The organism is Carboxylicivirga linearis, assembly GCF_018271995.1.
GTDB classification, from domain to species: domain Bacteria; phylum Bacteroidota; class Bacteroidia; order Bacteroidales; family Marinilabiliaceae; genus Carboxylicivirga; species Carboxylicivirga linearis.
Genome location: NZ_JAGUCO010000013.1, coordinates 80,373 through 93,063, shown reverse-complemented (window position 1 = coordinate 93,063; position 12,691 = coordinate 80,373). Strand labels below are relative to the sequence as shown.

Sequence of the window (12,691 nt, the reverse complement as noted above, 5' to 3'; positions counted from 1 at the left end):
GATTAATTGTTTTTAATTTCAGTTGAAAAAGGTGAAGCCGGGAGCTCTTCCTTATTTTTAAGGTTTGCACCTTCAGGATTATCCTCCCAGGCATATCGTACTATTTTTGGATCAGAAATTTTTGGACTCCATACCTTTACTGTATTTCGGCTCATCACCACTGCATTAGCCCATACGAAGCCACCATCCTCTCCGGCAATCTGAAATCCTTCTAAGAGGCTATTGGCATATAGGCCCTGCCCGACTGATTTGAATGTAAGAATGATGCTTCCGTCTTCGGTTTTCATTGATTCATACAAAGGCCCTGAACTAACAATTGTACTATTGTTATAGGCAACACGCTGAGCCTCGAGAAACAAACGTCGTGCTACTTCTTTTTTGTTTAATGGATGAATGTCGTTCCACTCTCCAATATCGAAGGTAACAGCCATACCAGTATTTGACAGTTCTAATGTGCGACGCTGTGCATCACGAACTTCAGCCCAACCACTATTAACTGTTTGTTTTTGTGGAACACCCAGATTGGCCAACTGAGCATACAAGAATGGTAGTTCGGGATGATCGAATTGTGACCGCCAATCCTGAATCATACTTTTAAACAATTCTTCGTATTCTTTTCCACGTCCGGTGTTCGATTCTCCCTGAAACCATATCACTCCTTTGATTTTGTAATTAAGTGCAGGACTGATTAAACTATTGAATAAACCACCAGGCATGAAGGATAGTCCCGAAGGACCAAACGGAGGATTTAATTTTGCACCAATATGATATTTCCAGTCACCTGTAAGGTCAATAACCTGCGATCCAACTCGAACTTCATAAGGTTTCTCTTCTACAAAACCGCCACGTCCGCCTTGACAAAATACGCGAACCATCAACTTGTTTCTTCCGGCTTTAAGCACACCTTTGGGCAAGTTGTAAATACGCGGTGGATAACGGTATGTTATGTTTCCAACAAAAATGCCGTTTACAAATGTAGAGTCGCTGTCGATAATGCATCCCAAACGCAAAATAGCTTCTTTTACAGCCACGGAATCTGCTACATTGAATTCTTTGCAGAACCAAATAGATCCATTTCTCAATTCAACTCCTTTGTCAGTCCAGTATCCGGGTAAGGAAATTTGGTTCCAATCCGTAACATCAACATCATCCTTTGACCATCTACCGATACCGGGATCATTTTTATTTACTTCGACACTCCAGTTATAAGCCAGTTTTTCAGGCTCTTCTTCCTTCATCTTTGCCCGAACTGAATCGCTGTGCGCTTTCTTTACAGTCCAGTCAGCAAGGTACTTCTCAACTTTATTTTTACTTAACCACGATTCGGCTGGTGAACCACCTATTGCGGTACTAATAATACCGATTGGAACCTGGTATTTTTGATACAGGTTATTGGCATAAAACCAAGAAACAGCGGAGAAGTTACCAATATTTTTTGGTGTTGCAGACAACCATGATCCATCTGGATAGTCGGGTTGTGCCATTATTTCATCTTTTCGGGTTGAAGACCGATACAATCGGATATTAGTATTATTTACCTTATTGATTTCTTCGGCATACAAATCCATTACCCTTCGAACAGGCAATTCCATATTTGATTGTCCTGATGATAACCACACATCACCAACCAAAATATCGCTTAATTCGATTTCGTTTATTTTCATTGTATACGGTCCACCTGCTAAAGCTGGAGCCAATTCCAATTGCCAATTGCCGGCTTTATCAGCTTTAGTTTTATAGGTTTTATCCAAAAACTTAACAGTGACTTTCTCTGAGGGATCGGCCCATCCCCATATTTTTAAAGGTTCATCCCGCTGGAGAATCATGCCATTACTCACGAGGCGCGGTAATTTTACTGCTGCCAGCGAAGGAAGTGAAACTACCGCAAGCAATAGCATATATACTAATCGTAACCCCATTTTATATCGATTCATTTTTTATTTTTTTTTTGTTTGCTCTGAGGTGCACCCAAATAAGCAGGCTTTAAACCTCCGGTATCAATCATTATTTTCTGTAATACAATACCTGGTTCCAGAACCCGGATGCGAAGCAGATGTACACCGGCATCGCTTATTGACTGTTGAATAGTCGATTTAATCATCCTCTCTGCCTGCCATTTTCCAAGTTCACCCCGATATGCACCATTAAAATTGACCACCTGCTCTTTACCGCCGTCAACCGAAACTGCATATCGCAATCCTTTATTTGCATTGAAATTCAATGTTGGTGAAACCCAAATATGTATATCAAATGTTCCGGTCGATTTAAAATCAATGGCATATTCCAGGTAAACGGAATCTCCTTTAGATGGATAAAGATTCTGCGGGAACGTTGTAATGCCTGAATCAGTTTTGCCCAAGTCGGGAATAACCTTCCATCGTATTTTATTGGTTCCATTTGCATGTTGATAATTAGCTGCTTCAATTGAAACATATCCATCAGCTTCAACAAAAACGAGTTCTGAGTTAGATTTCATAGGCACTTCAATCCGAACAACTTCCGGCATTGTACTTTGGCGGGGCTCTGCCCATGATTTATAACCAATACGTATCTGATCCATTTGATGAATCCATTTGCCATTGGCTATTTGCTTGTTGTAATGTACAGTAAACAGCGAATCGCGCTCAAAACACTCTTCTACCACATCGGCCCAATCATTGGCAGACGGATCATTTTCGGCCGCCAGATTATGGTTCTTTGCCACAGCAAAGTACATTTCGTAAAGGTTGCAACTGGCATTGGTTGGAAAAAGAACCAACTGATCAAAAGCATCCTTGTACTCGTTAGGTAAAAAATTATAAATGCGCAATGCATCCAGTGTTAAATCACGATAATCATTACGTACCCGTTCAAACTCATCGTAGTTATTGAGACTGTATGTTTTATGATCGAGCAATTCGGGCGTAACCCGATGGTTATATTTGGTATACAAATTAAGAATGCGTGCTGCGTCTTCAGCATATTTATCACCGAACTGCTCCGCACACCAATTAACAGTATAACGGTATAGGTTATCAGCATTAAAGACAGTTGGATCCCATGCCATATCAAGGAAAAAACTTATCGGAAACTCCATTGGTTTTAAATCGCCAACATTTAACACCCAAATACGATCCACGCCATGACTATAGGTCAGACTCATTTGCTCCCAAATCCGCTGAATCTGGCTCACATTAATCCATCTGTAACTTCTCGGCCCTCCAACATAATCCACATGATAGTACATTCCATAGCCGCCTTTACGAACCGGAGCATTCACATCGGGTAATTTTCTAACATTTCCCCAATTATCGTCGCAAAGTAGCAGAGTAATATCATCAGGAACACGCATACCTTTATCGTAGTAATCCTGCACCTCCTTATACAAAGCCCATACCTGCGGTGTTTCTTCCGCTTTTTTACCTGTCACTTTACGGATAGCTATGCGCTGATCTTTCACAATCTTTTCCAACAGAGAAATGTTTGTACCTTCCTCCATGGCTTCATCCCCATCGCCACGCATTCCAACTGTTACAATTGTTTCCCAGTCCTTATTCCGCTCCATTCCTTTTCTCCAAAATTCAGAAAGAACGTCTTTGTTTTCGTTGTAATTCCAGGGGCCGGAACCATACCTGTGCCATTCCTGCTGGGCACGCCCCATGGGTTCGTGATGCGAGGTGCTCATTACAATTCCAAGCTTATCGGCTAAAACACCATTTTCAGGATCATCATCAAAAAACGCTTTACCCCACATAGCAGGCCATAAGAAGTTACCTCGCAAACGCAAGGTTAACTCAAAAATATGACTGTAGAATTGAGAATTAAATCCGCCAAAGGTTGCACGAACCCAACCTCCTAAGGCCGGTTCTTCATCATTCAGAAAAATTCCACGGTATTTAACTTTAGGGCTTTCGGTAACATAACGCCCTGCCTTCACATAAACCGCTTCGTGTTTATCAACAGGTACGTCTGCCCACCAGTACCATGGCGATACACCCATAGCCCTTGATAAGTTAAGCATTGCGTAAATAGTACCTCGTTTATCGCTTCCAGTAAGTACTAATGCCTTCTCGATGCCCGGAAACGGATTATCAACAACCTGGCTAAGACTTCTCTCCCACTGACCTTTTAAATCCGAAACATCAATTTTCCCTTCTTTTACTAATTGATCAATCCACCGATTTTTACCGATAGTTCCAACTAAAATTACGTGTTTAGACTTTGGTAATTCAGATTGATAAATCTTTGCCTCCTGGCCTGATACCATTTTCAGATCATTAACAAACCAATTAGCAACAACATTAACACCTTGATAATCTAAATCACATACAACTAGGGATGCCACTTGATTAGTCTCTGATACCAGAGCAAAACTTTCATCAACCTGTTTAAATGACACATGAGTATCAATTTTTTGTGCCAAACTTAGATTACATTGCCACGAAACGCTTAACAACGTAACTGTAAAAACCAACTTTAAAATTATTTTATGCAAAATCATAGTTCTTAGTATTCTATTAATTTTGATTAAGGGTTTGGTTCTATAAATCTCTTTTTGGCTAATTTTGAATTATAATTTCGAATCAATGTGATTGCCTTTCAATGAAACAGCTTTGTTTTTTTCATCTCAAATCAAATATAAATTGACTTGAATAAAAGGTCTTTTAATTTTGAGTATATTGCTTCAAACATAAGATATTCGCGCACATCACAGGCTTCGTATCCACCTTTAGGGTACGCTTTAACAATGAACAATAAAGGAGGTTTTACTCGATAAAAACCTCCTTTATTTTAATATAATTCAACAACTAATTATTTGCCTGACAGCGCATCTGCAAAGCCTGCATAAGAGTGTTTGCGTGAATAATTTAATGTCCATAACCCAATAGGTTCTCCACCTCTCCATGAAGATTCGGCCGGGCTGTCCGTAGGACTCCAAACGGTTATCCCATATTGTTGTGATACAGGAATCAATTCCTTGTACTTGTTCACTACATAGGCATACATTTCAGCTTGAGCTTGATAATCTTCTTCTGTTGCTTCTGATGTTTTTTTATTAATGCCAATATCCAACTCCGAAACTTTAATTAGCTTACCAGTTGCTGCTAAAAGTTCAAACATTTGAGCAATCTTATCTTTATCGGAATCAACATTAATATGCATTTGCGTTCCGATTCCATCAACTCTGGCACCTTGAGCCTCAATGTACTCAACATAGGTAATCAAACCTTTACATTTATCTAAATTATACTCTAAATTATAATCATTAATAAAATGAATATCATTTTCATTACCATATTGACGAGCCAAGTTAAAAGCCATTACTGCGTAATCTTTACCCAGGTAATCCTGCCAGTAAAATTCATCACTTGCAAAATCTTCAGGAGCTTTATTTAAGCCTGATTTTAGTTCATAAGGATTGCCATCATCCATTGGCTCGTTTACCACATCCCATGCTTTTACATAATCTTTTGAAGCTTCTAACATACCAGACATCCATGTTTCTAAAGCATATGAAATAGTATCTCTTTTTTCTTCAGGTGTCAGAGGTATTGAATTTCCCGATTCCTCAATTTCCCATACAATATCATCAAAATAATACGTATTGGCTTCCGCAAAAACTGAAAGATTAAAAGCAATGGTGTTCATACCTGCCTGAGCTTCTGAAATTACTCCAGAATTAGAATATTCCTGCCATTCGGTAGTAACGTTTGGACTACCAACCATTGACCAATGTAAATAGCCTCCCGGTTCATTATGCGCTTGAGATTCGGTGCTTGCAGCTTTATCCGCTTTAACCTTCATGCTAAAACGATAGGCTTGACCTTCTTCCAATTGCTGGGGTCCTTTGATAAAGAACTGAGTATCCCATGGATTGCTAGGCGCATCTCCCGATTTAACAACAATTGCTCTCCCCACACCATCTGCTCCTGTTCCTGCATCACCAATTGTGGCGGGATTTGGACCATCATTTGCCTCTGTGGCAAAGAAACTGGAAACATCATCATTTTCGATATCACTGTTGTTTACCAAGTTTGTCCAATAGGTAGTTGGCCCTGCTGCAATAGCTTCAATCAAATAAGTGTAAGCATGCCAACTCGGTTTTCCCCACTGACTTAGATCATCTGCATCGAAGTTTCCATTTTCAATTAAATTATCTTCAGAACCACTTGCGGTAAGAACCATATCATCAAAGAATAAATCACCTCCAAATGTTCCGAAACAAAATTGTAATCTGGTAGCATTCATACTTGGTGTAAATGTTACGATAACATCGCCCCAAGTTTCACCCAAGGCAATGTCCGGACCATAATCGGTTGTTGCTCCATCTGTTCGCCAAAATCCAACAGTATATGCACTTGAAGCTTTTGCACGCATTGTTAATGTATATTCCACTCCCTCAGTTAATGGAGTAGGCATTGTGTATTCTAGCTGCCAATCCCAGATATTGGCGTTTGCCTCTGGAGTTGTAATTTTTAATGCATTGTTGGCATCCTCAGGATCAACTTCAATTTCACGATCAGCAATTATGCTATTCAGATAAGTTGAATTTTGGTTAGCATGCCAACATAAAGTATGTCCATAAATGGTTATACCATCTTCCTGTGCAGTTTGAACAAAATTTTGGACTCCTACGAAAGACATACTACCATTATCTTTTACTATGGCTCCGTGCTTCATTGCATAACCAGCAGTCATTTCATCAAAATTGGAAGAAATAAAACTATTTCTGTAATCTTTTTGAATATAATCATTAAGCGAGACACCTGCTCCTAAAATGAAATCAGGATTCTCAGTGCGATCTACATACGTCTTTAATAAATCATAGTCTTTCAGGTATTCATACATTTGAATACTCTCCGGTTTCTTGACTTCAAAGTCAAGTAAACTATCATCGGCACAAGAAACCATTGATAAAACGGCAATGACTCCTAATCCTATTCTATTTAAATACTTCATTATTTTATGGATTTAAATACTACAATACTATATATTCAGGAGTAAAATATTCAGGTTTAACACCCCTGTCTCTAACAACAAGGGTATCTTTGGTTGAGTATTTTTTACCTTCCATGTTGATTGTATAATCAAGATACAAGGCATTGCGATCTTTGTCACCCCAACTATTCTTCTCTCCATTAATGACAAATTTACCTGAACCAGCAACCGTAAAATCACTATCAGCTGATGAAATTGTGCAATTATTATCCTGATTAAAAGTTAAAAGTAGAGTACATGTAACATTTTCACTAATCGAATTCTGAATAGTGATTGGCATTTCAATAGAATTTAAAGAAACAGTTGAGCAAGTAGCCAACTCATCATTTTCAACATTCTCTTCTCTACGAATTACTGTCTCAACCTCATTTCCAGTCTCAATTTCGTCTGTTCCTCTTCTTAAGTAAATTGCATCCCACTCATTAATATACTTGACACAATATATTACATAATCTTTTGGCACGATATCCCAATCTGCTCCATTAGGCCTAATTGGCGAGTCACCCAAAGCTACACCTGAAAGAATTGAATCAGCATTTACTACATTCGTCATTACCAAAGGTATTACATAAGTGTTTTTGAGGGCATTTTCATCTGCAAAAAAAGCATCCGTCAATTGCACCTCTACACCACCTTGCATTTGCTTCTTTAATAAAATCTTATCAGAAGCCAATGAATAATATTCTGATGGCATTGGTAACACTTCATCACCATTGGAATAGTATAAATTATCACATAGTTCATTGCTTACTTTTACATCAATTTCTATGTCTTTATCATTTTTATAAACACCTCCCATGGTTGCATAAATCTTGCATTTATGCTCATTATCCAATGTATTATCAAAGATGTCATCGCCCAAAACAATAGTCCTCACAGGATATTGATTAGCAAAATACACCGTCGTATACTCAAAGTCTGGAAAAATGACTTCTTTATTCTCACAAGATGTAATCAAGAAGCCAAATAATAAAATACTCAGTCCCCAAATTCCTTTATATTGTTTCATCTTATTCATAGCTTTCACTTTTTCAATTAAATTACCAACCCGCATTTTGAACTAATGCACTCCACTTTTGTAATTCTCTGTATGGAATAGGTCCATAATACATGTGTGGTTTATAGTTTCTTATTTCTACTTCAACAGGAGTATAAACCTTGGTTCCATCAACGTCTCCTATTTGCATTCCGAGTGCAGTTTCATTTAAATCAGAGACCTTCCATCTTCTTAAATCCCAAAAACGATGGTTTTCGAAACATAATTCTAAGCGCCTCTCGTTTCTAATAAGCTCCCTCATTTGGTCTTTATCACCTTTTATTGATTCAAGGTAAAGATCTTCCTCATCTATACCTGCTCTTTGTCGGATAGCTTTAATTACATCATATGCTGAATAAGCATTTCCACCTGTTCCGGTTGGTCCCCATGCTTCATTAGCCGCCTCTGCATAAATAAGAAATAATTCGGTATACCTAATGCGGGCCGTATAGTGTTTTTGTTCGGTATTATAAGTTGGATCCGGATTACAATCCTTTCTTAACAACTTTCTCAGGTAATATCCAGTCCTTGTTGACCATCCGTTATCTTTATTAATACCATCGTTATTATCACCATATGTACCTGTAATAATTTGCGAATCATTAGGTCCTTGTACACTCTCATTAATCACAACATACTTCTCCAATCGGGGATCTCGGTTTTGATAAGGAAACTCAGGATCATAGCTATTGTGAGAAATGGGATATCCATTACTCATTGGGAAGGCATCAACTAAATTTTGTGTTGGATTGATCCTTCCATTCCCATAAATTGAAGGTGGAAAATTATCTGTCTCAAGATTATTGTTTGTTTCTATTGGGCTTCGCCAAATAATTTCTGCAGGTACAACTCCAGCTCCCAGGTTATCAATCTCGGAAGCATTTGCATACCAAGTTCCACCATTCATATCAATTCCGGCTATTCCATTAATTCGATCTAATACCTGGGCTGCAAATTGTGCAGCTTCTTCGTAATTCACATCATTACCAGCAGAATAAGCAGGGCTGGCAGCCAATAGTGCAACTTGAGCTCTGACTGCTTCAACAATGCGTCCACTAATACGACCTTTAATATGATCTCCATTAGCTCTGTTATAATCTCCTGCATTGGTAACACCCAAAGCCTTATATTTTTCAGGAATTTCCGCATCACTAATATCTCCATAATCTAACGGTAATAATTCTAATGCTTGATCAATATCATCAAAAACCTGATCAAGACATTCCTGAAATGTATTACGGGGCATATTAAAATCTGACTCTACAGTTTCTGGTTCAGTACGAATAGTTACTCCCAATAATCGTCCATCTTCCGACCAACCTCCATGAGCCATTAAAAGATAATATGTATGTAATGCTCTCAATGCATAGCTTTCACCTTTGAGTCTATCATTAAACATTGTATTGATAGCTTCATTCTTACTATATAATACCTCATCAGTATTAGCTAAAAACAAATTAATGTATTGAATTGCATTTTGCCTAGTATCCCATTGGGAAGTTGGATTATTATCAGAACTCCACGATCCGGTTGCCATCGACAGATAATCATTGGAGATATCATTAGTTACTGCATTATCTGTAGCAACTTCACTGGTTGGATTGGATGAATATGGAAGTAGTATATAAGCATTAGCAAGCAAGCCTTGTGCATATACTGGTTCTTTGTACATAACATCCAAATCACGTATGTTTTCCAATGCGGGCTCAAACACATCATCACACGAGGTAATTACAAGTAGAAGAACCAAAAATCTAAATATATTTTTCATAGCTTTTCTTTTTGATTTACTGACCTTAAAAAACGGCTTTTATACCAAAGTTATAAAAACGCGTTTGGGGAGCACTTCCCACACTCATCTCCAGAATTTCACGTTCTTTTGATATGGTTAATAGATTCGACCCGCTCATATACATTGATATATCCTGGAAAACAAAATTCTGCAAGACATTTTTAGGGATATCATAGGTAATCTGAACTTTAGCCAAATTAAAACGGTCCGTTTTATACAACCAGAAGTCTGAATTTCTGAAATTATTATCACCTGATTCGGTAGTTAATCTCGGATAAGTGGCTGTTTCTTTGGTGGCTTCTGTCCATCTGTCACGCACTGCCTCTGAGTATTTACCATTACCTGACACCCAAAAATAAGAACTATTTTTCATAGCATAAGCTCCAAAACTACCTGTTCCCAAAGCAAAAAAGGTCAGATTCTTCCATTTTGCAACTAAATTTACACCAGCAGTAAAAGGAGCACCGGACCATCCTCCTCTACCCAGATAAACATTATCTTGCTCATCGATAATACCATCACCATTTTGATCGATATACTTGATATCACCAGGCTTCACTGTTCCGGAGAATCGTTGTTCCGGAGAGTTATCAATTTCTTCCTGACTATTAAAGAATCCATCGTTTTCCAATCCCCAAATGCCATCTAAAGGCTGTCCTTGACGGTTTTGATATCCCCATTCATTAGCTTCATCACGTTTAGCTGCATTAGTTATATAATAAACACCATTCAATCCTAGTGTTAAATCAACCTCACCAACATGCTTATTAAAATTAACACTAAAATCAAATCCATTTCTTTCATCCACATTAAAGTTTTGATAAGGACGGAAAGTTGATTCAGGATAGTAAGTTGAGAAGTAACTTGGGTAAATAGTTGATGGAATAATGACCCCTCCATCCATTTTATTGGTAAATACAGACGTATTTATTTCAACTTTTCTATTCCACAAAGAAGCATAAATTGAGGCCGATAATTCTTGGCGTTTGATAAAATCCAAATCTTCATTGGCTCCTCTTTTAGCATTAGTAGATCTTTCAGGCCTTCCATCTGACCATCCCCAATACGCTCCATCAGCATTATCGTAGCTACCACTGTACATATAGTAATTTTCAATATCAATATCTGTATTCAAAGTACTGGCCGATGCACTTAACAAAAGATCATCAATAACATTTGAACCTGATAAGAAATCCTCATTACTAATTCTCCATGCCAGAGTGACAGAAGGAGAAATAGCCGTTCGGTTACCTTCTGCTAACCTTGCAGAATGAGTTGCAGTTGCACTTAAACTTGCATAATACTTATGTTTAAAATTATAATCTAGTTGCCAAGCTAAATTTGCATTACTTATTGCGTGATATTCAGCTGATACTTTTTGCTGCCATCCAGATGCTATAAGCATAGTATTAAAATTATGAGCATCATTTACAGTATTTTCATATACTAATCTTCCAGAAAACAAAGTGGTTTGCCTACTGCTACTATTAGATATGTTTTGGTTACCCGATTTCTCATCGTTCCCAATTCTTGATGGTATCTGAACATACTCAACTCCATTGTAATCTCTCCAAACCGGATTAAAAACAGCGTATGAATTGTTAAATGATGTACTATATGTTGTAGAGTAATCAACAGCAAACTGTGTATGAAATGATAAACCCTTTAATACTTTCTGCAAGTCAAAATCTATGCCTGTATCAAACTGAAATTGTCGGCTTGTCCATTTATTATATCCTGCTGCATAATAGTCGGCAAAAATATTGGTTGGTTCACTCTGCGTTCCGGCTAAAAAATATTTATCATCAATTATATTACTACTGCTGTTAATATAATTCCACGATTGCTGGTCATTCGGATCTAAAAAGCTAATTGGAATCAGAGGTGAAATACGATTGGGTCTCATACTAGCCGCATTTTGCCAATAGTTATTATCTCCACTTGAATTTGCAGTTCTTGCATTATAGAACGTGGCATTTGCATTAATATAAGCACTAACATTACTATTGATATTAACGTCTACATTACCTCGTATATTTAATCTATTAGTGTTATTATCTTTAGCTTCACCAAAGTTAATCATATCACCTTCAGTATAATATCCTATATTAGAGTAGAACTTCGCCCTTTTATTACCACCCGTAATTTCTGTAATTACATCTGTCCGATTATATGATTTTTTAATATAATCAGATGAATAAAAATCAACATTAGGATAACGATAAGGATTGTTAGCTGAACCATAATTATAGATGTCTTCATCACTGTAAACAACATCTTTCCCATCATTTAACGAAGCCTCGTTAAAGAGTGTCATATATTCGGCAGAACCTAAATATTTTGGATAACTTTTAGCAACATGCCACCCGGTATTAGCCCTAACATTAACTTTCAGATCACTATCAGTACCTCTTTTAGTTGAAATATAGATGACGCCTTTTGCAGCCCTACTACCATAAATGGCAATTGCCGAGGCCCCTTTTAAAAAGGTAATTTGGTCTATTTCAGTAGGTAAAACATTATTAGCATCTCTGGGAATACCATCTACTAAAACCAAATAATCACCCATCCCCCAAAGTGAATTACCTGTATATCCACCTATATAACCTTGCATATTATCAAGGCTATATGTCGTATAATTCATTTTTGTTAATTCGGCTAAATCAACCACAGAAACTCCACCTAAAAGCTCACCTTTCGCGACCTTTTTATAAGCAACCTGCACCAGTGGGTCCTCTGTTAATTTTAACGTATCAGCTTCATTTCCTTCACTATTCTGGGACTCAATAAGAAATAACGGAACCATGATAAATAATGCCAGGCAAATGAATCTTAATTGTATATATTTCATTGCTTATTCATTTATTGTTACAGTATAATTTAGT

The 12,691-nt window shown here is 37.5% G+C and carries 6 protein-coding genes; all 6 read right to left on the bottom strand.

The genetic code is table 11. The annotated features are described in order from the left end of the window. Positions 1–2: 2 nt before the first annotated feature. The gene (locus tag KEM10_RS15315) at positions 3–1,934 is read right to left on the bottom strand and encodes a sialate O-acetylesterase (RefSeq protein WP_212216905.1); all 1,932 of its coding nucleotides are present in this window, start codon (positions 1,932–1,934) and stop codon (positions 3–5) included. Further along, positions 1,931–4,402 (bottom strand): glycosyl hydrolase 115 family protein, encoded by a 2,472-nt coding sequence (locus tag KEM10_RS15310; RefSeq protein WP_212216904.1) that lies wholly within the window; start codon positions 4,400–4,402, stop codon positions 1,931–1,933. Before KEM10_RS15310 ends, KEM10_RS15315 begins: the two co-directional genes overlap by 4 nt. A gap of 389 nt (positions 4,403–4,791) precedes the next feature. After that, the gene (locus KEM10_RS15305; RefSeq protein ID WP_212216903.1) at positions 4,792–6,939 is read right to left on the bottom strand and encodes an endo-1,4-beta-xylanase; all 2,148 of its coding nucleotides are present in this window, start codon (positions 6,937–6,939) and stop codon (positions 4,792–4,794) included. A 19-nt stretch (positions 6,940–6,958) separates the two neighbouring features. Further along, on the bottom strand, positions 6,959–7,996 hold the full coding sequence (locus tag KEM10_RS15300) for a DUF5627 domain-containing protein (RefSeq protein WP_244825915.1): 1,038 nt from the start codon (positions 7,994–7,996) through the stop codon (positions 6,959–6,961). Positions 7,997–8,018: 22 nt separating this feature from the next. After that, complete coding sequence (locus KEM10_RS15295; protein ID WP_212216902.1) at positions 8,019–9,785, bottom strand: RagB/SusD family nutrient uptake outer membrane protein; 1,767 nt, start codon at positions 9,783–9,785, stop codon at positions 8,019–8,021. Positions 9,786–9,810: 25 nt separating this feature from the next. Further along, positions 9,811–12,657: a SusC/RagA family TonB-linked outer membrane protein gene (locus KEM10_RS15290; RefSeq protein WP_212216901.1), complete on the bottom strand. Its 2,847-nt coding sequence runs from the start codon at positions 12,655–12,657 to the stop codon at positions 9,811–9,813. Between the last annotated feature and the right edge of the window lie 34 nt (positions 12,658–12,691).